This is a genomic window from Tetragenococcus halophilus subsp. halophilus DSM 20339 (genome assembly GCF_003841405.1).
Taxonomy (GTDB): domain Bacteria; phylum Bacillota; class Bacilli; order Lactobacillales; family Enterococcaceae; genus Tetragenococcus; species Tetragenococcus halophilus.
The window spans coordinates 779,586-800,167 of record NZ_PXYA01000001.1 but is presented as its reverse complement, the minus strand read 5'-3'; the positions used below and the strand labels follow the sequence as shown (position 1 = coordinate 800,167).

The 20,582-nt window shown below is 36.0% G+C and carries 23 protein-coding genes; 20 read left to right on the top strand and 3 right to left on the bottom strand.

Annotation, left to right across the window (positions count from 1 at the left end; all coding sequences use genetic code 11):
• The first annotated feature begins 34 nt into the window (after positions 1–34).
• The 5 genes from C7K42_RS13035 to C7K42_RS03705 all read left to right on the top strand — a co-directional run bounded on the left by C7K42_RS13035 (position 35) and on the right by C7K42_RS03705 (position 3,081).
• Positions 35–511, top strand: a complete 477-nt coding sequence (locus C7K42_RS13035; protein WP_234976247.1) for an AEC family transporter — start codon at positions 35–37, stop codon at positions 509–511.
• A gap of 36 nt (positions 512–547) precedes the next feature.
• Positions 548–949, top strand: coding sequence for an AEC family transporter (locus C7K42_RS13030; protein ID WP_234976246.1), 402 nt, complete (start codon positions 548–550; stop codon positions 947–949).
• A 29-nt stretch (positions 950–978) separates the two neighbouring features.
• The gene (locus C7K42_RS03715; protein WP_061839945.1) at positions 979–1,869 is read left to right on the top strand and encodes a deoxyribonuclease IV; all 891 of its coding nucleotides are present in this window, start codon (positions 979–981) and stop codon (positions 1,867–1,869) included.
• A 92-nt stretch (positions 1,870–1,961) separates the two neighbouring features.
• Complete coding sequence (locus C7K42_RS03710) at positions 1,962–2,771, top strand: aldo/keto reductase (protein WP_103099948.1); 810 nt, start codon at positions 1,962–1,964, stop codon at positions 2,769–2,771.
• Between the two features lie 94 nt (positions 2,772–2,865).
• Positions 2,866–3,081 carry a YneF family protein gene (locus tag C7K42_RS03705; protein ID WP_014125078.1) on the top strand — a complete coding sequence of 72 codons (216 nt, stop codon included), beginning with the start codon at positions 2,866–2,868 and terminating at the stop codon, positions 3,079–3,081.
• Between the two features lie 249 nt (positions 3,082–3,330).
• On the opposite strand, the gene C7K42_RS03700 is transcribed toward C7K42_RS03705, so the two are convergent.
• Positions 3,331–4,248 (bottom strand): MurR/RpiR family transcriptional regulator, encoded by a 918-nt coding sequence (locus C7K42_RS03700; RefSeq protein WP_014125077.1) that lies wholly within the window; start codon positions 4,246–4,248, stop codon positions 3,331–3,333.
• Between the two features lie 193 nt (positions 4,249–4,441).
• On the opposite strand from C7K42_RS03700, the gene C7K42_RS03695 reads away from it, so the two are divergent.
• The 7 genes from C7K42_RS03695 to thrB all read left to right on the top strand — a co-directional run bounded on the left by C7K42_RS03695 (position 4,442) and on the right by thrB (position 11,376).
• Positions 4,442–4,954 (top strand): histidine phosphatase family protein, encoded by a 513-nt coding sequence (locus C7K42_RS03695; protein ID WP_061839948.1) that lies wholly within the window; start codon positions 4,442–4,444, stop codon positions 4,952–4,954.
• On the top strand, positions 4,951–5,319 hold the full coding sequence (locus C7K42_RS03690; RefSeq protein WP_061839949.1) for an HAD hydrolase family protein: 369 nt from the start codon (positions 4,951–4,953) through the stop codon (positions 5,317–5,319). Before C7K42_RS03695 ends, C7K42_RS03690 begins: the two co-directional genes overlap by 4 nt.
• A 19-nt stretch (positions 5,320–5,338) precedes the next feature.
• A complete protein-coding gene (locus C7K42_RS03685; RefSeq protein WP_094244164.1) occupies positions 5,339–6,772 on the top strand; it encodes a 6-phospho-beta-glucosidase in 1,434 nt (477 codons plus the stop codon).
• Between the two features lie 170 nt (positions 6,773–6,942).
• The gene (locus C7K42_RS03680) at positions 6,943–8,670 is read left to right on the top strand and encodes a phospho-sugar mutase (protein WP_061839950.1); all 1,728 of its coding nucleotides are present in this window, start codon (positions 6,943–6,945) and stop codon (positions 8,668–8,670) included.
• Positions 8,671–8,784: 114 nt separating this feature from the next.
• Positions 8,785–9,078 (top strand): ArsR/SmtB family transcription factor, encoded by a 294-nt coding sequence (locus C7K42_RS03675; RefSeq protein ID WP_061839951.1) that lies wholly within the window; start codon positions 8,785–8,787, stop codon positions 9,076–9,078.
• A gap of 165 nt (positions 9,079–9,243) precedes the next feature.
• On the top strand, positions 9,244–10,497 hold the full coding sequence (locus tag C7K42_RS03670) for a homoserine dehydrogenase (protein WP_103099933.1): 1,254 nt from the start codon (positions 9,244–9,246) through the stop codon (positions 10,495–10,497).
• A 3-nt stretch (positions 10,498–10,500) separates the two neighbouring features.
• On the top strand, positions 10,501–11,376 hold the full coding sequence (thrB, locus tag C7K42_RS03665) for a homoserine kinase (protein WP_103099932.1): 876 nt from the start codon (positions 10,501–10,503) through the stop codon (positions 11,374–11,376).
• A gap of 105 nt (positions 11,377–11,481) precedes the next feature.
• Here the strand turns inward: thrB and C7K42_RS03660 are convergent, their stop codons facing one another.
• Positions 11,482–12,345 (bottom strand): pyruvate, water dikinase regulatory protein, encoded by an 864-nt coding sequence (locus C7K42_RS03660; protein WP_234976245.1) that lies wholly within the window; start codon positions 12,343–12,345, stop codon positions 11,482–11,484.
• 91 nt (positions 12,346–12,436) lie between these two features.
• Between C7K42_RS03660 and C7K42_RS03655 the strand changes: the two genes are divergently transcribed.
• Together C7K42_RS03655 and C7K42_RS03650 are read left to right on the top strand one after the other, a co-directional pair.
• Positions 12,437–12,877: a Fur family transcriptional regulator gene (locus C7K42_RS03655; protein WP_103099931.1), complete on the top strand. Its 441-nt coding sequence runs from the start codon at positions 12,437–12,439 to the stop codon at positions 12,875–12,877.
• Between the two features lie 151 nt (positions 12,878–13,028).
• On the top strand, positions 13,029–14,309 hold the full coding sequence (locus tag C7K42_RS03650) for an HlyC/CorC family transporter (RefSeq protein ID WP_094243460.1): 1,281 nt from the start codon (positions 13,029–13,031) through the stop codon (positions 14,307–14,309).
• A gap of 84 nt (positions 14,310–14,393) precedes the next feature.
• Here C7K42_RS03650 and C7K42_RS03645 read toward each other — a convergent pair whose 3' ends face one another.
• Complete coding sequence (locus tag C7K42_RS03645; RefSeq protein ID WP_061839956.1) at positions 14,394–15,314, bottom strand: osmoprotectant ABC transporter substrate-binding protein; 921 nt, start codon at positions 15,312–15,314, stop codon at positions 14,394–14,396.
• Between the two features lie 267 nt (positions 15,315–15,581).
• Here C7K42_RS03645 and rpsU point away from each other — a divergent pair, with 267 nt between their 5' ends.
• The 6 genes from rpsU to C7K42_RS03615 all read left to right on the top strand — a co-directional run bounded on the left by rpsU (position 15,582) and on the right by C7K42_RS03615 (position 20,575).
• Positions 15,582–15,761, top strand: a complete 180-nt coding sequence (rpsU, locus tag C7K42_RS03640; RefSeq protein WP_014125066.1) for a 30S ribosomal protein S21 — start codon at positions 15,582–15,584, stop codon at positions 15,759–15,761.
• Positions 15,762–15,791: 30 nt separating this feature from the next.
• Positions 15,792–16,241, top strand: a complete 450-nt coding sequence (locus tag C7K42_RS03635) for a GatB/YqeY domain-containing protein (protein ID WP_014125065.1) — start codon at positions 15,792–15,794, stop codon at positions 16,239–16,241.
• 225 nt (positions 16,242–16,466) lie between these two features.
• Positions 16,467–17,441, top strand: coding sequence for a PhoH family protein (locus C7K42_RS03630; RefSeq protein WP_041591835.1), 975 nt, complete (start codon positions 16,467–16,469; stop codon positions 17,439–17,441).
• A 68-nt stretch (positions 17,442–17,509) separates the two neighbouring features.
• Positions 17,510–19,708: an HD family phosphohydrolase gene (locus C7K42_RS03625; RefSeq protein ID WP_103099929.1), complete on the top strand. Its 2,199-nt coding sequence runs from the start codon at positions 17,510–17,512 to the stop codon at positions 19,706–19,708.
• Positions 19,709–19,710: 2 nt separating this feature from the next.
• Positions 19,711–20,190, top strand: a complete 480-nt coding sequence (gene ybeY, locus C7K42_RS03620) for an rRNA maturation RNase YbeY (RefSeq protein WP_103092079.1) — start codon at positions 19,711–19,713, stop codon at positions 20,188–20,190.
• A complete protein-coding gene (locus tag C7K42_RS03615; RefSeq protein ID WP_094243464.1) occupies positions 20,168–20,575 on the top strand; it encodes a diacylglycerol kinase family protein in 408 nt (135 codons plus the stop codon). The genes ybeY and C7K42_RS03615 overlap by 23 nt, the downstream gene beginning before the upstream one ends.
• The last annotated feature ends 7 nt before the right edge of the window (positions 20,576–20,582 follow it).

Sequence of the window (20,582 nt, the reverse complement as noted above, 5' to 3'; positions counted from 1 at the left end):
CTTGTGATCTCATTATTTCAAAAGGAAGTTTTTTATGGGAACAATTATTATACGAGCTGTGGGCTTATTTCTCATTATTGTATTAGCTTATTTTTTAAAGCGAATTGGTTTTTTACATAAAGCAGACGGTTCCAGTTTGTCTATTATCATCATGAATGTGACTTTACCTGCGGTCGTTATTATTAACTTGGCCAATTTAGCAATTGAAAGTAATTTATTGTTGTTCGTCTTGATTGGTTTCTTCTGGTCGATTCTGCAAATTTTTATTAGTTATTTTGTAACCAAAAGAAAATCTAACACTGATCAGCAGTTTTTTATTTACTGTGCGACTGGTTTTAATATTGGAAATTTCACCTTACCTTTTGTACAGGGCTTTTTACCTTCAGGGGTGCCTTTAATTTCTATGTTTGATACAGGAAATAGTATTATGCTTTCTGGAGGAACAAAGGTACTTAGTGATCGCTTAACAGGTCAAAATACAGGGGTAACGTTTAAAAGTGTCTTACGTTAATTATTTTCTTTCATACCATTTACTTGTTATGTAGTGATGTTAGTTTTACGGTTAATTTCTTTTGATTTACCAACAGCTTTTTTAACGGTTCTAGAACCTGTGGCAGATGCTAATGTTTTCTTGTCCATGTTTATGATTGGACTTTACTTAGAACTACGCTTGCCACGTCAAGACCGTCATATAGTGTTTCAGTTATTAACATTACGTTATGTTATGGGATTGGTATTTGTTGGTTTGTTTTACTTGTTGCCCATTGAGCCTCTTGCTAAAATGATATTGTGTTTACTTTGTGTAACACCTGTGCCTTTGTTTGGCGTGGTAAACTCTGTAATAGCTGGTGTCAAAGAAGAAAGCGTAGGCGTTGCTTCGTCGATTAGTTTCTTAATAAGTTTGCCTTTAATGACACTGTTATTATTGTTATTAGGCCCAACTGTTTAAAAAAGAGAAACAAAATAAGGAGGAAAAGTATGTTAATAGGTTCTCATGTTTCTATGAAAGGCAAAAAAATGTTATTAGGTTCGGCTGAAGAAGCAGCAAGCTATGATGCAACCACTTTTATGATTTATACAGGCGCACCTCAAAATACGCGCAGAAAAGCGATTGAAGACATGCGCATTGATGAAGGCAAAGATTATATGAAAGCGCATGGACTGTCTAATATTGTCGTTCATGCGCCTTACATTGTTAATTTGGGCAATACGAATAAACCAGAGATGTTTGAGTTTGCTATTGAATTTATGCAAGATGAAATTCAACGGGCAGAAGCATTAGGGGCTAACCAAATCACTTTGCACCCCGGCTCTCATGTAGGCGCAGGTGCAAAGGCGGGGATTGATCAAATTGTCAAAGGTTTAAATGAAGCCTTGGACAAAAATCAAAAAGCACAAATAGCATTAGAAACCATGGCTGGCAAAGGGACAGAAATTGGTCGTTCTTTTGAAGAACTTGCAAGTATTATTGATGGTGTGACCTTAAATGATAAGCTTTCTGTCACTCTTGATACTTGTCACGCCAGTGATGCTGGATATAATATTCGGGATGATTTTGATGGCGTATTAGAAGAGTTTGACAAAGTGATTGGTTTAGACCGTTTGCAAGTGGTTCATATTAATGATTCAAAAAATGAACCAGGTTCACATAAAGATCGGCATGAAAACATTGGCTTTGGAAAAATTGGCTTTGATGCTTTAAAACAAGTGGCACATCATGATAAATTGAAAAATTTACCTAAGATTTTGGAAACTCCTTGGGTAGGCGAAGACAAGAAGAATAAAAAATCGCCTTATGGTTTTGAAATTGCCATGCTTTATAATGGTGAATTTGATCCAGATTTACTGGAAAAAATAAAGCAACAATAATTTTATAAAAAGCAGAGTCTATTGATGATTCTGCTTTTTTTGTATATGCTATTGTTTTTTTGTATAATAAAATTAGAAAGGCAGGGATGAAAATGATTTTAGATGAAACGTTTCAACTAGTAAATGGGGTAGAAATACCTAAGGTTGGTTTTGGTACTTGGCAAAGCTCTCCAGAAGATGCTTATCGCGCCACTAAGTATGCACTAGATAATGGTTATAAGCATGTAGATACGGCATACGTTTATGGCAATGAATCAGATGTAGGGCAGGCAATCAAAGATGTCCCTGTGTCACGAGATGAAATTTTTGTCACAACGAAAGTTCCAGCAGAAACCGATACTTATGAAAAAGCGATGGAAAATATTAATGAATCTTTACGGCGTTTATCTTTAGATCATGTGGATTTATTGCTTATTCATGCGCCTAGACCTTGGCGTCGAATCGGCGAGCCTCATGAAAACGATGATAAGAAAAATGTTCAAGTGTGGAAGGCACTAGAAGACGCTTTTCGAGATGGAAAAGCAAGAGCGATCGGTGTCTCAAATTTTAATATTGAGGATTTAAAAAATATTATCGAAAATGCTAAGGTAGCGCCAATGGTCAACCAAATCAAATGTTATATCGGTAATTTGAGTACGGGCACAATTGATTTTTGTCAAAAGCATTCGATACTAGTAGAAGGATATTCGCCTTTAGCAACGGGTGGCATATTAGATGACGAGCAAATCCAAAAAATAGCGGAAAAATATGAAAAGTCTATTCCACAAGTTGCTCTTCGATATTTATTAGAAAAAGATATATTACCATTGCCTAAGTCAGTACACGAAGAATATATTTTAGAAAATGCACAGCTAGATTTTGTTTTGGAAAAAGAAGACATGGATCAACTGGATAAGTTATAAATCAATTGACAAAAAGAGTTGTTTCGAGCTTTTCTTTTCCTGATGTTTCTAGTAAAATACTTCATGGACAGTCTAGAGGAAAGGAGAGTGTGAAATGTCAACTGGTTATGTCATTTTAATTGCAGTGATCGCTTTAGTTGTTGGAGCTATCGGCGGTTTCTTTTTAGCACGTAAATATATGGAAGATTATATGAAAAAAAATCCACCAATCAACGAAGATATGTTGCGCACAATGATGATGTCAATGGGGCAAAAGCCTTCTGAAAAGAAAGTTCGTCAAATGATGCAACAGATGAAAAATCAAAAATAAAGAAAAGGCGGATCGTAAAGGATTCGCCTTTTTTCATGGAAAATTAGAGCTACAAGTCAAGAGTAGGTCAAGAAATTAAAAAAACTAGAGTTGGATAAGCAAAGTAGGTTAAGAAATCAGGAAAACTAAAGCTGAAATCAATAAGTAGGTTAAGAAAACAAAAAAACTAGAGTTGAAAACATGACATAGGTCTAAAATTTAAAAAATCTAGAGCAAGTCTTTCTTAGAAGTTCTAGATTTTTTAAAAAGTTAATTTGGAATAATTGCATCAGTCACTTGAATTTTCGGAGGGTTACTTTCATGCATGACTGGTGAAGTGCTAGTGCGATTATCGTACTCTTCTCCAATAGCGATTAAATGCGCCATATTTTTCTGATAATTTTTAGCAAAAACCGTACTGTATAAAATATCTAATAAATAAGAAATTGAAGTGCTGGTGGTATAACTACCAATCTTTGAATAAAGTTTTTCACGTGTAGCTAAACGCAAATGGCAATCAGAAAGTTTTGCCAAAGTATTATCACCAATCCCTGTTAAAACAATAATTGTTGCTCCTTGTTGTTTTAAAATAGGCAAAATTCGTTTAAGCATCTCGTTTTCGCCAGTATACGAAATCATTAGGACGCACGTATTTTCGTCTGTACTATAAGCTTCATAGACATGCTCGCCAATTGTTTCGGCCGCGCTTGTTTGCTTTTTAATTCGACGCATTTTTAAGGCAAAATCTTGTGAAATCAGAAGATTCGCGTTCGAAGTAAAAATTTTAATTTGTTTTGACTGATATAATAGTTCGGTAGCTTTTTGCAGCTGCTGATGTTCAAGTAAAGAAAGTGTGTCAGAAATCGTTTCTTGTTCTAAAGAAGCAATCTTTTGCGCGATTGTTAAAATACTATCATTTTCCGCAAAGGGTAGGTTAGCGTCTGTTTGTACAAAATGATTGTGTAAATAGTCTTGTTCTTTTAAAAAAGCGTCTTTGAAATCGTTCCAACCGTGAAAGCCCATTTTTTTAGCAATCCGAATCAAAGTTGAGGGATGCACGTAATTTTTTTCGGCAAGCTCTTTTACTGTAGCATTTTCAATTCTTGTATAGTCTGTAAGAATATAACGAACAACTTCTCTTTCTGCTGGAGAAAAAGAAACTTCTTCGATCTTTTCTGTTAATAACACAGAACCACCCCATTTACATAGTTTTGATATATATTGTAAACGATATTTACAAATTTTGTCGATACTTTTATTTTATCTGTAAACAATAATTGAAGATTCAATATTTTCTTGCTAAAGGAGATGCTAATATAGATAATAGTCTTGTAAATAAATTGAGAAAGAAGGTGGAAAATGAGGCAAAAAACTTTATCTTATGCATCATGGTCAGACACTATTCAACCAGTTAAAAAGGGTCCAAGGCGCTTGTGATTCTCCTTTAACTGATTTAGGTAAACAGCAAGCTAAACAGGCAGAAGACTATTTTGCACAAAAAGAAATAAATTTTGCTGCGGCATATGCTTCAACCCAAGAAAGAGCTTGCGATACAATGGAAATTATTCGTTCCGATCAAGCCTATACTCGTAAAAAAGGGATAAAAGAATGGAACTATAGAAGTTATATCGAATCTAAAGGCCAAGTTGTAAAAGAAAAAACATTGCGCGCTGAAGATACCCAACAGATTGTCGGCTGGCTAAAAAGTCGTGGGCTAGAGTTTTATTTAGAAAGTAATAACGGTTTATTTGCTAGTGAAAATTTTGCTAGTCGTAGTGTAAAAACAATACAAGAATATATTGCCTATAAAGGAAAACCTGGTGCCAAACAAGCGATATCTGCGACTGTTTTTTCGATATGCTATATGGCAAACCCCTTTACCGCAAGGGTGTGAATAAAATCAGTTTTATTTTAGCGAGTTATGACGACTATTTAGCAGCGCAAGAAAAGTTTTCATCTTTAAAAGTTGGCACATGGGGCGGTAGTGGTGAAAAGGCCTTATTTGGCGATATCACTTTAAAAGATATCGATAAAGCTGTTGCTATTGATGAGTTACTAAGTTTCTTAGCAAAAAATGTCGAAGATACACTTGCTTTTGGGGACGCTAAGGTAGATATCCAGATGTTGGAACACTGTCAAATCGGTGTGGCGATGGGAAATGGCGGTAAAGAGATCAAAGAAATGGCTAATTATATTACTGCATCTGTCGAAGATGACGGTTTATATGAAGCTTTTGAACATTTTCAAATTATTAATTAAAAAGAAAGTAGGAAATAAAATGGGATTTAGAAAAGACTTTTTATGGGGCGGCGCAACTGCTGCAAATCAATGTGAAGGCGGATATAATGAAGGGGGACGTGGATTAGCGAACGTTGACGTTGTACCCAATGGCCCTGATCGCGCGAAAATTATTGCCGGACATAAGAAAATGTTTGATTTTGACGACAAACATCATTTCCCTGCAAAAGTAGGAATTGATATGTATCATCGTTATAAAGAAGACATTGCTTTATTTGGGGAAATGGGCTTTAAAACTTATCGTTTATCGATTGCTTGGACACGCATCTTTCCTAATGGAGATGAAACCGAACCTAATGAAGAAGGTTTACAATTTTATGAAGATTTATTTAATGAATGTCACAAATATGGCATTGAACCCCTTGTAACGATTACACATTTTGATTGTCCAATGCATTTAATTAAAGAATATGGCGGCTGGCGCAACCGTAAAATGGTTACTTTTTATGAAAGACTTTGTCGTGCCATTTTCAATCGTTATAAAGGCTTAGTGAAGTATTGGTTGACATTTAACGAAATCAATATGATTTTGCATGCACCTTTTATGGGAGCCGGCCTTTATTTTGAAGAAGGCGAAGACGAAGAGCAAGTAAAATATCAATCTGCGCATCATGAATTAGTATCAAGCGCACTTGCAACAAAAATCGCCCACGAGGTTGACCCTAATAACCAAGTAGGTTGTATGTTGGCTTCTGGATCTTATTATCCTTATACTTGCCGTCCTGAAGATGTTTGGGAATCTCGTAAGACAGATAGAGAAAGCTATTTCTTTATTGATGTTCAATCACGTGGGGAATATCCCGCCTATTTCCTAAAAGATTTGGAACGTCGTGGCATTGAGATTGAAATGGAAAACGGCGATAAAGAAATCCTAAAAGAAAATACGGTAGACTTTATTTCCTTTTCTTATTACTCTTCACGGGTAGCTACCAGTGACCCTGAATTATTGAAACAAACCCAAGGAAACATCTTTGCCTCTGTAGAAAATCCTTATCTAGAATCAAGTGAATGGGGTTGGCAAATTGATCCACTTGGTTTGCGTATCACGCTGAATGATATTTATGATCGTTACCAAAAACCATTATTCATTGTCGAAAATGGCTTAGGCGCGATTGACCATCCAGATGAAAATGGCTATGTAGAAGATGATTATCGTATTGATTACTTGGCAAAACATATTCAAGCGATGAAAGACGCTGTTGAAATCGATGGTGTTGATTTGATGGGCTATACTAGTTGGGGCTGTATCGATTTGGTTTCTGCGGGTAGTGGTGAAATGAAGAAACGTTACGGCTTTATCTATGTTGACTTAGATAATGAAGGAAACGGTACACTCGCTCGCTCTAAGAAAAAATCATTTGATTGGTACAAAAAAGTGATTGCTTCAAACGGAGAAGATCTATCTAACAACTAGGAATTTCATAATAATAAAAATTACTTCTATAAGTTATCTTGTAGAAGTAATTTTTTTATTTAGTCGTTGAACGAATAATAAACTAAAAGAAAATTGTTCATTCAGCAGTCGAATGAATAACAGACTGTGATATAATAAAATTAACAAAATAGATAAAGAGGTGGTTTGTTATGTCCTGGAAGGAAATTTATGAACAGTGGACAAATGATGACGCTTTGGATGACCATTTAAAAACACAATTAGATGAGTTAAAGGGAAAGCAAGAGGCGTTAGAAGATGCCTTTTACGCTCCCCTTGAATTTGGTACTGCGGGTATGCGTGGAATTTTAGGACCAGGCATTAATCGTATGAATATTTATACTGTACGTCAGGCAACAGAAGGTTTGGCGCGTTTTATGATAAAACAAGGGTTTGATGTTGCTAGAAGAGGCGTTGCTATTGCTTATGACTCAAGGCATCTTTCGCAAGAATTTGCCATGGAAGCTGCCAAAACATTGGCTTATAATAATATTCCATCCTATGTATTTGAAAGCTTAAGACCTACACCGGAACTATCCTTTGCAGTGCGTTACTTAAAAACATTCACGGGTATCATGATCACAGCTTCTCATAACCCGCCAGAATATAATGGTTATAAGGTGTATGGCGAAGATGGTGGACAAATGCCACCAGTAGATGCAGATATGGTAACAACTTTGATTCGTGAAGTTGATAATCCACTAACGGTTCCTGTGATGGCAGAAAAAGCAGCCAAAGAACAAGGCCTTATTACCATGATAGGTGAAGATATTGACCAAGCCTATTTGTCTGAATTACAAGCTGTGACGATTGATCAAGATGTGATCGACCAAATGGATGATCAGCTAAAATTAATTTTTACACCGCTACATGGCACAGGCAAAATGTTAGGTGAGAAAGCTTTACGTCAAGCAGGCTTTAAAGAGTTTATTGTAGAACCAGAACAAGCAGTGGCAGATCCGGACTTTTCCACAGTGAAATCACCGAATCCAGAAGAAAGTTCAGCTTTTGAGTATTCTATGCGTTTAGGCCAAAAAGAAAATGCTGATTTATTAATTGCGACAGATCCTGACGCAGACCGTTTAGGAGCTGCTGTGCGTATGCCTAATGGTGACTATAAAGTATTAAGCGGAAATCAAATCGGTGCTTTACTTATTCGTTATATTTTAGAAGCTCGGAAAAAGACTAATGCTTTACCGGAAAATGCCGTCATCTTAAAATCAATTGTTTCTAGCGAATTAGCTACTACTATTGCCCAAAGCTATGACGTACCAATGGTTAATGTTTTAACAGGATTTAAATTTATCGCGGAAAAAATTAAAGAATTTGAAGCAGAACATAGTCACAGTTTTATCTTTGGCTTTGAAGAAAGTTATGGCTTTTTAGTTCAACCATTTGTACGCGATAAAGATGCGATTCAAGCGCTTGTTTTATTAGCGGAAGTGGCTGCCGCTTATAAAAAACAAGGCAAAACATTGTATGATGCCTTACAAGAAATTTTTGCCGAATATGGTTATTATGCAGAAAAAACGATCTCGTTGACGATGTCTGGTCAAGAAGGTTCAGCTAAGATTACTTCCTTAATGAAATCCTTTAGAGAACAAACGCCCACTGAATTTGCGGGAACTAAAGTAGTGCAGACAGAAGACTTCAAACAATTAATCCGTAAAAATGCGTCAGGGGCTACAGAAAAGTTAAGCACACCGCCTTCTGATGTGTTGAAATATACCTTAGAAGATGATAGCTGGCTTGCGATTCGCCCTTCAGGTACTGAACCTAAAATTAAATTCTATATAGGTGTAAAAGCTGATTCTGATGAACGCGCACAACAAAAAATTGAACTGTTACAAGCTGCTATCAATGAAATTACTGGAAATTAGTTGTATAATAAAAGCGTTTCTTGCTAAAGTTAACAAATGAAAAACATCTAGGGCAAAATTTATAGTGGTTTTTGCCCTAGTTTTTCCATATGAAAACGATAAGAGGAGGACGCTATGGAAAAGACAAGCATCGAAGATATCGAACGTGTTAGCCAAATCTTTAAAGTATTAAGTGATATGACTCGTTTGAAAATCGTACTGGCAGTAAAAGAAGGCGAAAAAAATGTTACGACGATTGCCAATGAAGTAAGTATGGAACAGTCAGCTGTTTCTCATCAATTAAGATTGTTGCGCGATAATCGTGTCGTAAAAACCAGAAGACAAGGGAAAGCTGTTTTATATAGTGTCGATGATGCCCATGTTTTAGATATTTTGGAACAAACTTTCAAACACGTTCATCACCGTTAGAAAGGACTTTCAGACAGAAAGTTCTTTTTTTATGCGGAAATTTTGTTATGCTTAGACAAGTAAATTAGAAATTTATGAAAGTACTTTTAATCTCAAAGTTATTCTTTTTTAAACTTTTTATTCTATGAATGATTAAAGATAAACGATATTTTAAAAGGAGCAGCTATGAAAAAACAAGTAAATATCGCTGTCTTAGGCCTAGGTGTTGTGGCCAATGGTCTTGTTAAAAATTTAATTGCAGCAGAAGAAAAAATAAAGCAGCAGACGGATTTAAGCTTTTCGATTGCTAAAGTATTGGTACGTTCAAAAGAAAAAAAGCAAGGTCTAGCACAAAAATATCAGTTAACGTTAACCACTGAAGTTGAAGATATCCTTGTTGATCCGACAATTGACATTGTGGTGGAGTTGATTGGCGGAATCCACCCGGCTAAAGAATGGATTACTCTGGCATTACAAAGAAAAAAACATGTAGTGACAGCTAACAAAGATTTAATTGCGCGTTTTGGTAATGAACTTACGGCAACTGCTAAAGCCAATAATGTTTCCTTGCTTTATGAAGCAAGTGTTGCCGGTGGTATCCCTATTTTGCATAATTTAAATACAAGTTTTATGGCAGATGAAATTACTGCTATACAAGGGATTTTAAATGGGACGAGTAATTTTATACTGACGCAAATGAATGAAGCAGGTCTTACATATGAAGAAGCTTTAGAATCTGCTCAAGTTTCTGGTTTTGCTGAATCAGACCCAACAAACGATGTAGATGGTTGGGATGCTGCGTATAAACTAATCATTTTAGTACGCTTAGCGCTTAATCAAGATTTAGTATTAGATGATCTAAGTGTTAAAGGGATCGGTGAAATTACTCAAGTTGATCATTTTTACGCTCACGATTTTGGTTATCAAATCAAATTGCTTGCTTATGCTCGAGAAGTAGACGAGGGGACTTATGCTGCGGTAGAGCCTGTTCTTGTTCCGCAAACACACCCGTTTGCTTTTGTAAAAAACGAAATGAACGGCGTATTTATTGAAAGTAAAATGATGGGTCATTCCTTGCTTTATGGTCCAGGCGCTGGCGCATCACCAACTGCCGAAAGTGTCCTTACAGATATTTTGACTATTGCGAAAAATCTGAACAACAAACAGCAGGCACTTCAAATGAGTCCCTCGAATTTGCCAAGGTGTAAGCTTCATAAAGAAGGATTAATGAACTATTACTTTTTAATTACTGATTGCGCTATAGATTTAACAACCTTTTTAGAAAAACAGCACATAAGACCCATTTCTTTAAAGCAACAAGAAAATAGCGAGGCAGCTTTTATCAGCAATAAATTAACAGTGCAACAAAAACATGACTTGATAAATAAACTGCAAGAAATCAGCCATGTAAAACAAATATTAAGTGTTTGGGAGGATTAAGAAATGAAAATCCGTGTACCAGCTACAAGTGCTAATCTAGGTCCAGGTTTTGATTCTTGCGGTATTGCTTTATCAAGCTATTTAACTATTGAGGTTATTGAAGAAGACAGTAAGTGGAGGGTGGACCATGAGCTGGGTCCGGAAATTCCAAAAGATGAACAAAACCTCTTGATACAAATAGCTGAAAAAGTTGCACCAACAATAAAACCGCATCATTTAAAAATGACAAGTACCATTCCAATTGCTCGAGGTTTAGGGAGTAGTTCTTCGGTGATCGTAGCAGGGATTGAACTAGCCAATCGTTTAGAAAATTTAAATTTGACTGAACGACAAAAAATAGAAATCGCTACTTCTATTGAAGGCCACCCTGATAACTGTGCGCCAGCGATTTGTGGTGACTTTGTTGTGGCTAGCCACTTTTTTAGAGAGGATCAGCCCATCATTCACTATGTAAAACATTATTTTCCTGAATGCCGTATTATCGCCTATATCCCAAATTCGCAAGTATTGACTAAAGAAAGTCGTAGTGTATTACCTGAAAATATTCCGTTTGCTGAGGCAGTAAAAGCTAGTTCGATCGCAAACGTTATGATTGCAGCTATTTTAAATGGTGATCTAATACTTACAGGGAAAATGATGGAACAAGATCAATGGCATGAAGCCTACCGCGAAAAATTTGTTCCGCATTTAACAACCATTCGCCAAATTGTAAAGCAAAATGAAGGTTATGCGGCATTTCTTAGTGGGGCAGGACCTACAGTTTTAATTTTGGCAAGTGAAGAAAAAGCAGATCTGATAACATTTGAATTGGAGCAAATGGCAGGATCAGCGCAGATCGAACAGCTATCTTTGGAACGAGAGGGCGTACAAGTGTTTTAGAAATTGTGACATAAATAAAAATATCCGAACTATATTGGATAAGAACAGTTATCTTCCCTTATAGTTTGGATATTTTATCTGCAAAAATAATGTTAAAAAGCTTTTTTAAACTTCATCGATTTCTTCTTCTGAACCATAATAGCTATGATCTTCTAAGTTTAACTCATTTAAAATAACAGAGGCGGTTTCTTCGATAGATAAGGAAGCGACATTGATGGTAATACAACCTAATTTTTCGTAAAGATCTTTGGCAAAGTTTAACTCTTCTTTGATCTTATCGATATCTGAGTAGGCAGAATCAGGATTGAGTCCGTAAGCGATCATACGTTCTTTTCGGATGGTATTCAACACTTCTGGATCATTGGTCAGTCCTACGATTTTATTAGGATCTACTTCCCAAATTTGTTTTGGAATATGTGCTTGTGGAACAATAGGTAAATTTGCCACTTTGAGATTTTTATTTGCTAAAAATAGACTTAAAGGCGTTTTGGAAGTACGAGATACGCCTAACAAAACAACATCTGCTTCTAAAAAGCCGCGCGGATCTTTTCCATCATCGTATTTAACAGCAAATTCCATCGATTTAATACGTCTAAAGTAGTTTTTGTCTAGGTAATGCATCGCTCCTGGCTCGTTTGAGGGTGCTACGCCTGTTCTTTTTTCGACTTCTAAGACAGGCGGCGTTAAAACATCAAATTGATATAGTTGATGTTTATCGCAAAACTGATGCGTAATTTCTACCAAATGTTTATTGATTAAAGTATGCAAAATAATAGCATTGTGTTTTTCTGCATCTTTTAGTGCCTTAAGTAGTGATTCATCTGTTGTGATAAATGTACGTCTAAATAAGACGAATTCAACTGTTGGATATTGTGCCATGGTAGCCTGAGCTAACTTTGAAGCAGTTTCTCCAGCAGAATCAGAAATGACAAATATCGTCATATTTTGTTTGTTATTATCTTCTGGCATATACTTTTCCCTCGCTTGCAATTTAATTATGAATATTATAACATATATTAGAAGGTTGAATCGAAATGATTTTGCTTTGGAGGGAATCAAAATGGAAAATCAATCAGCGGTCAAAGTAGCCGTGCAACAAATGAAAGATTATGGCTTCAAATATACAAAAAAAAGAGAAACAATTATTTCTTATTTAGCAAAAGCCAATCGTTATGTTGCGGCAAAAGAATTACATGAATTTTTAACGCAAAAATATTCAGGAATTAGTTACGATACCATTTATCGTAATTTACGTGATTTTGCTTCGATCGGTATTTTAGAAGATACTGAATTAGAAGGAGAAATGAAATTTCGATTTAATTGTTCGCTTCAAGGAGCAGAACATCATCACCATCATTTTATCTGTTTAATTTGTGGAAAAACCAAAGAAGTGGCGATTTGTCCGATGGATTTTTTCCAAGAACAGTTAGCCGGATGCACAATCGAAAGTCATCGTTTTGAAATCTATGGACGTTGTGAAGAATGTCAGAATATCGCCTGAAAGATTATTGAGTTTTAGGCCAGTAGGTTCATTTTTATCATTAAAAATAATCATTGTAGATATTTCATTAACTTCCTTGCAAGCAACAGAAGCAAGTTTCTGTTTGTTTGAAAGGATGTTTTACTTAACAAAAGGGGGAATTATCCATTTTATGGATTCGAGTCAGTTAACAAGTGTTATTTTATTTTTTACTTGTTTACTTGTTTCAGCATATTTTTCATCTTCAGAAACAGCCTTTACTTCTTTAAGCGCTGTTCGTTTAAAAAATGAAGCTGAAAAAGGAAATAAGAAAGCTAGCCGAGCAATCAAATTACAAAAAAGGTTTGAGCCTTTATTATCAACAGTTCTAATTGGGAACAATTTAGTGAATATTGCTAGTTCCGCTATTGCAACAGTCTTTTTTGTCAATATTTTTCCTGTTTATGGCGCAACTATTGCTACAGTTACTACAACAATTTTAATGTTATTATTTAGTGAAATTACGCCTAAACTGTTAGCTAAATTAGCACCAGAACAAGTAGCGAAATTTTCAGCGCCTATATTACGTTTTATGATGTTTATTTTTAGTCCCTTTGTATGGTTATTGACTAAGTGGCAAACGGGTGTCAAAAGGTTGATTTCTGTAGATGGTGATCAATCTATTAGTGAGGCGGAATTACTTTCCTTAGTAGACGAAGCTAGAGTCGAAGGAAGCATTGAAAATGAGGAACATAGCTTGGTTAAAGCGGCGATTGAATTTGATGACGTTGATATTTCTTCAATTTTAACGCCTAGAGTAGACGTGGTGGGCGTGGATATTGAAGATTCCGATGAAAAGATTGAACAAACTTTTGAGCATAATGTTTATTCTCGCTTAGTTGTGTATGAAGAAACTATAGATAATGCAATTGGCGTTCTTCATGAAAAAGATTTTCATAGATACTTGCGGGCAAAAGAAAGGAAGGAAGCAAAAGTTCCCACGATTGCGGGCTTGCTTTCTGAAGTATTGTATGTGCCACCAACTATAAAACTGGCTGAATTATTGAAAATGATGCAGCGTGATAAAAATCATTTGGCAATTGTTGTAGACGAGTACGGAGGAACACTAGGTTTGGCAACAATGGAAGACGCCTTAGAAGAACTGGTTGGAGAAATTTGGGATGAAACCGACGTTGTACAACAAGAAATAGAAACCATTGAAGAAGGAGAAACTTACAAGATCAGAGGTACTTATTCATTAGATAAATTGTTTGATCTATTGAATATTCAAAATAACGAAGAGTGGTTATCCAATACAGTAAGTGGTTTTGTTATTGAGCAATTAGAAAAAGTACCCGAGATTAACGACTCTTTTACTTTTGGTCAGCTATATGTCAAAGTACTTGATGTCCAAAAACGACGGGTCAATAAAGTTTTAGTCGAAAAGCTTCCTGCTAAAGAAGACGAACAGTAAGCTGTAGATAAAAGTTAATAATCAGTTAAAACTAAACAAAAACTTTCAAGCAAGGGGTTGAATGACCATTGCTTGAAAGTTTTTTTAATTATCTTCAAAATAGTTATTTTCCTGTAAAAATTGTCTGGCAACAATTGAAGGCTCAACTAGATCATTGTCTGCTTGATAGTTTAATTCTTGCATAGTTTTTGTGTCTATGGTATCCACGAGTTTATCTAATATTTCTTTACACTCAGGATATTGGTCTAAAAGTTCCTGTCTTACAATCATGGTCGCATCATAAGGTGGGAAAAATTGATGGTCATCTTCTAACATGACTAAGTTATTACTAGCTACTCGGCCGTCTGTTGAATAACCTAATACCAGATCAACACTGCCTGAAGCTACTGCGTCATAAACAAGTCCGATCTGCATAGGTAACATGGTAGCAAAATCAAAACCATATTCCTGTATAAAACCTTGATAGCCGTCACCTACACGTGTGAGCCAAGGACGATCTGTTCCTACCGTTAATTGATCGGAGATTTCTTCTAGATCGCTAACTTTCTCTAAATCGTATTTCTCAGCTGTATCTTCTCGTACCATAAAAGCAAAAGTATTATCAAAGCCATAAGAGGGGAAACGGACTTGATTATAGCGTGATTTGAGTTCTTCTTTTGATACATCAAAGGCTTTTTTCGGATCTTTGATCGCGTCCATTTTTAAGATGGTAGTGATATCTGTTCCAGTGTATCTACCAGCGGAAATATCAACATCTCCCTTATTTAGCGCTTGTTGGTCAATTTGGGCAGTACCTAAATTGTTGATCACACTCGTCTCATAATCAGTGTAGTGTTCAATCATGCCATCAACAAGCCCCGCTAAAATTTGCGTCTCTGTGGTGATTCCTCCTGAAATAGAAATGACATGATCGTCCTTATTAGAAGGTAATCCTGGTAAAGAAGAGCACCCGGATAAAAATATGAAACAAGATAACAAGAAGAAAATACTTTTTATTTTTTTCATCATATTGGCTCCTTTATCAGAATAATGTTATAAGGTTTTTTTTAAGTATGCTTGAAAGTAAGAAAAATTACAACTGATACATATAGTTTGTTTTAACGGTCCTCTGTAAATTGCAATTGTTATAAAAAACAATTCTGCTTTTGCGAAAACAGCTTGACACATTTTCGAGAGTTAGCTATAATTTTTATTGGACAGTGATGTTATTGGAATAATCATTTATTTCATAACAAAAACGGTTACTATTTGAGCTCGGAGGGAGGGAATTATATGTCAAAAACAGTCGTTCATAAAAACGAATCTCTTGATGATGCTCTTCGTCGCTTCAAACGTTCCGTTTCAAAAGCAGGTACTTTGCAAGAGTCACGGAAACGTGAATTTTACGAAAAACCAAGCGTGAAACGTAAGAAAAAATCTGAAGCAGCTAGAAAACGTAAAAAGAAATTTTAATTTCATCTGTATAGAAGTGGAGCTGGTAGTGTGACACTGCTTACGAAATTAAACGATGATATGAAAGCTGCTATGAAGGGCAAGGATAAAAAGTCTTTACAAGTCATTCGCATGCTCAAAGCATCGTTGCAAAATGAAAAGATCAACCTTGGTCGTGACTTGACCGATGAAGAAGAATTAGCGATTATCTCACGCGAAATGAAACAACGTCGTGATTCTTTAGCTGAATTCGAAAAAGTTGGTCGAGATGATTTAGCTGAAAAAACGAAAAGCGAAATTGCGATTGTTGAAAGGTATCTACCTGCTCAACTGACAGAAGACGAGATTTTTCAAATTGTCAGCCAAGCAATTGAGCAGACAGGCGCTAGCTCTCCCAAAGAATTTGGGAAAGTAATGGGTGTTGTTATGCCTAAGGTAAAAGGTAAGGCCGATGGCAATCAAGTAAACGCGATCGTCAAAGAGTTATTAAATCAAAAATAAAGATAAAAGCTGTTGCAAGTCTTCTTAGTCTTGGCAACAGCTTTATTTATTTACGTTAGATAAAAGCAATTTTTCTTTTAGAATATCTATGGTATGATATGGTAGAAACATTGCGGCTAAACACTTGTCGCCTGTGAAAATAAATAATGAATGGACGAAAAACAGTGAAAAAAGAATCTTAGAAGGCTAGATCTTGGAATAGCTGTGGTAAAAGGAGCGAGTTTTTTGACGGAAGATTTTACGTCTTTTGAATTAAAAGTAACACAACCGCAGGATATGGATTTACTTTTAGGAACCCATGACAAACACGTCAAATTAATAGAAGATGCGACAAAAACGACGATACGCGCGCGCGGCGAAGTGATTCAAATTCAAGGTGAGAAAACGAGTGTGGATTTGGTAGTAGCGGTATTTCAGTCTTTACAAGAATTAATTAAACGTGGCATCGAAATCAACACGCCTGATGTGGTTTCGGCCTTGAATCTAGCAAATCAAGGCGCATTGTCTTCCTTTATCGAAATGTATGAAAAAGAAATTATTAAAGATGATAAAGGGAATCCTATCCGAGCGAAAAATTTAGGACAAAAAGGATATATTGAAGCTGTAAATAAGCACGATGTCACTTTTGGTATTGGGCCAGCTGGAACAGGAAAAACGTTTTTAGCTGTGGTTTTAGCAATCGCTGCTTTAAAAAAAGGAACGGTTAAACGTATTATTTTAACTAGACCAGCCGTAGAAGCCGGCGAAAGTTTAGGGTTTTTGCCAGGAGATTTAAAGGAAAAAGTAGATCCTTATCTACGTCCGGTATATGACGCGCTTTACCAAATTTTTGGCGTAGAACATACCAATCGTTTGATGGAACGAGGTGTAGTAGAAATTGCTCCTTTAGCTTACATGCGGGGACGTACTTTAGATGACGCTTTTGTTATTTTAGACGAAGCACAAAACACGACGATAGCGCAAATGAAGATGTTTTTGACACGTTTAGGTTTTCAATCAAAGATGATTGTCAACGGCGATATCAGTCAGATTGACTTACCTAAAGGAGCGGTTAGTGGTTTAGTCGATGCGCAAAGGACTTTACACAATATTAAAAATATTGCTTTTGTTAATTTTGACGCTAACGATGTGGTAAGACATCCAGTTGTAGCGCAGATTATCGAAGCCTATGAGCAAAAAAATAAGAACGAGCTTGATTAAAAGTTAGCTTAAGACCTCGGTTGGTTTTATCAAAAGATAGACAACAGAGGAGGGAGGAAAAGTAAAGCATGATCATCGCACCTTTAAGACGCTTAAAAAATAGAATGGGGAAAACCTTCTTACCTGTTTTATTTTTACTCTTTTTTTTAATTACTAGCGGAATTTTATATTCAAGTGTGCGTCAACAAGATACCAATTATAAAGAAGGGCAAGTGGCAGAAGAAAGTATTCGGGCAAATAAAACTGTCGAAAATACGCCTGCAACTGAACAAAAAGAAAAATTAGCAGCTGAAGCTGTCGTTCCTGAATATACTTACCAAGAAGATATTACCAATGAACAACATGAATTGATTGAACATCTATTTGATATGATTGATGATGTAAGACAAGACAGTGAAGAAGAAAATGAAAAACGTGAAGAAGAGGCCGAAAATAACGATTCTGTGGATAAGGTGACAGAGGATGAGAAATTGGCTGCAATGAAAAAAGAATTAGAGAAAATCGATAGCGATAATTTAAATTTTTATCAGCAACTTCCTGCCAGTTTTTATCGGACGGCTTTTAGTCTGAATCAAGAAGAACTAGATCAGGTAAAAGAAGAAAGTCTGGAAATCGTCGACCAGAGAATGTCTGAACAAATTCGACAAAATGATCTAAATACGGCGCGACAAAATGCTGAAGAACAAGTAAAAGTACTTGATTTATCTGATGAACAAAAAGAAGCTACTTCTTATTTAGTAGATGAAGGAATTACGGTTAATACCTTTTTAAATGAGCAAAAAACTGAAGAGTTAAAACAAGAAGCCAAAGATTCGGTACAGCCCGTAATGATTTATCAAGGCGAAATTATTGTGCGTGAAGGTTCGCAAATTGATTCAACAGCTATTCAAAAACTTAATGTATTAGGCATGACCGAGAAAAATCAATCTTTTTTCCCATTTGTAGCCATTGTCTTAGCTGCATTATTACAAATTATCGTGTTGCTTTATCTTAGTTTTCCAGTAAAAGATAAGGATAAGCGCGAAAATCAGTGGGTCTTTTATGTGGTTGCAATGACACTGAGTCTAGTGTTTATGAAGTTTTTCCAACTCTTTCAAACAGAAGCAGTCCCTTACATACCTCTGTTTTTCCCAGCCGCGTTTATTCCTTTAGTTTTGAGTTTCTTTGTGAATCGACGGTCTGGAATCTTAGCAGCTGCGTTTCAAGTTGTTTTTGCAGCCTTTATTTTTTATGAATCCGTAGGTACCAATGTTTTACCGGTTATTTTAATTGTCTATATGTTCTCTGGACTTATGGGAACGATATTGCCAAGAAGACGTATTTCCCATCAGGGGCGACAGTCAGTATTGTGGATTGTCGTATTTCCATTTTTGATCAGTCTTACTTTACTGGTTTTACAAGGAGTAGATTTTGCTGATAGTCAAACCTGGATCGCCTTAGCTTGTAGCTTGGCCGGTAGTATTTTATCTTTATTGATGGGTGTGGGTTTATATCAATTGATTGAATTAATGGTTACTGATGACAGTGATACTGTTTTAAATGAGTTGAGTAATCCTAACCATCCACTATTGAAAAAGCTTTTAGAAGAAGCACCCGGAACTTATCATCATAGCATGATGGTCGCTAATTTAAGTGCCAACGCGGTTGCTGAAATTGGCGGACGGTCGTTATTAACCCGTGTGGCTTGTTACTATCATGACATTGGGAAATTAAAGCATGCCAACTTCTTTGTTGAAAACCTGCCGCAAGGGGCTGAAAATCCGCACAATTTCTTACTGCCAGAAGACAGTAAACAAATCATTTTTGGTCATGTGACTGATGGAGTAGCTGTATTGGAAAAAGAAAAAATGCCACAGATGGTCATCGATATCTGTCAGCAACATCATGGGACAACCTTGATGAAATACTTTTACGTTAAAGCCCAAGAGCGTAATCCTGAAGTTACTGAAAATGATTTCCGTTATCCAGGACCTATCCCACAGACCAAAGAAGCTGGTGTAGTCAGCATCGCAGATAGTTGTGAAGCAGCTGTTCGCGCTATGGATGAACCGACCAATGAAAAAATTAAAGATTTTGTTTCAAATCTAATTACAGATCGAATGTTAGATGGACAATTGGACGATGCACAGCTAACATTAAAAGAACTTAAAATTATTCAAAAATCGCTCATTAACGGTTTGTGTAGTACTTTCCATTCTCGGATCAAGTATCCTAAAATGAAGTCTGAAGCTGAAAAAATGAAAGAAGAACAAGAAAGAAGTGACTAATATTGGAAATCACTTTTATTGATGAAACCCAAAAAGTAAGTAAAAATGAACGAGAAGAGATTGATCGTTTGTTGCAGTATGCAGCAGACTATCTAAAACTTCCGGAAAATAGCGAAATGTCGATCACTTTTATGGATAATGAAGGTATTCAAATGATCAATCGTGATTATCGTGGAAAAGACGCGCCGACAGATGTCATTAGTTTTGCCATCGAAGAAGCAGGCGAGGATGAAATGCCGATATTTTTTGACGATGAAGAGATGACTGATTTACCCAATGAACTAGGCGATATTATGATTTCTACTCAAAGAGCGCAAGAGCAAGCTGCAGAATATGGACATAGTTATGAACGCGAAGTGGGCTTTTTAGCCCTTCATGGTTTTTTGCATATTAATGGATATGATCACATGACACCCGAAGATGAAAAAAAGATGTTTGGACTACAAAAGGAAATCTTGAATGCCTATGGACTCAAACGATAAAAAACCTAGTGTTGGAAAAAGTAAAAATCTGTTAAACTCAATCGAGTTTGCTATCAGCGGGGTAAAAACTGTCTACAAAGATGAGCGTAACATGCGCATTCATATGTTTTGCGCTGTTTTAGTCATTATTTTAGGCTTGTTGTTAGATCTTGACCGCTTTGAATGGCTTTGGATCGGGTTGTGTATTTTTCTGATGTTGATAATGGAAATCATAAATACAGTTTTTGAAAATGTCGTGAATATGGTGACAAATGACCACTTTCATCCTTTGGGAAAAAAAGTAAAAGATGTTGCGGCAGCGGCTGTTTTGATTACAGCGATCTTTTCTGTATTTGTGGGCGCGCTCATTTTTTTACCTAAGATTTATCAAATAATGATACATTAGAAAAGAG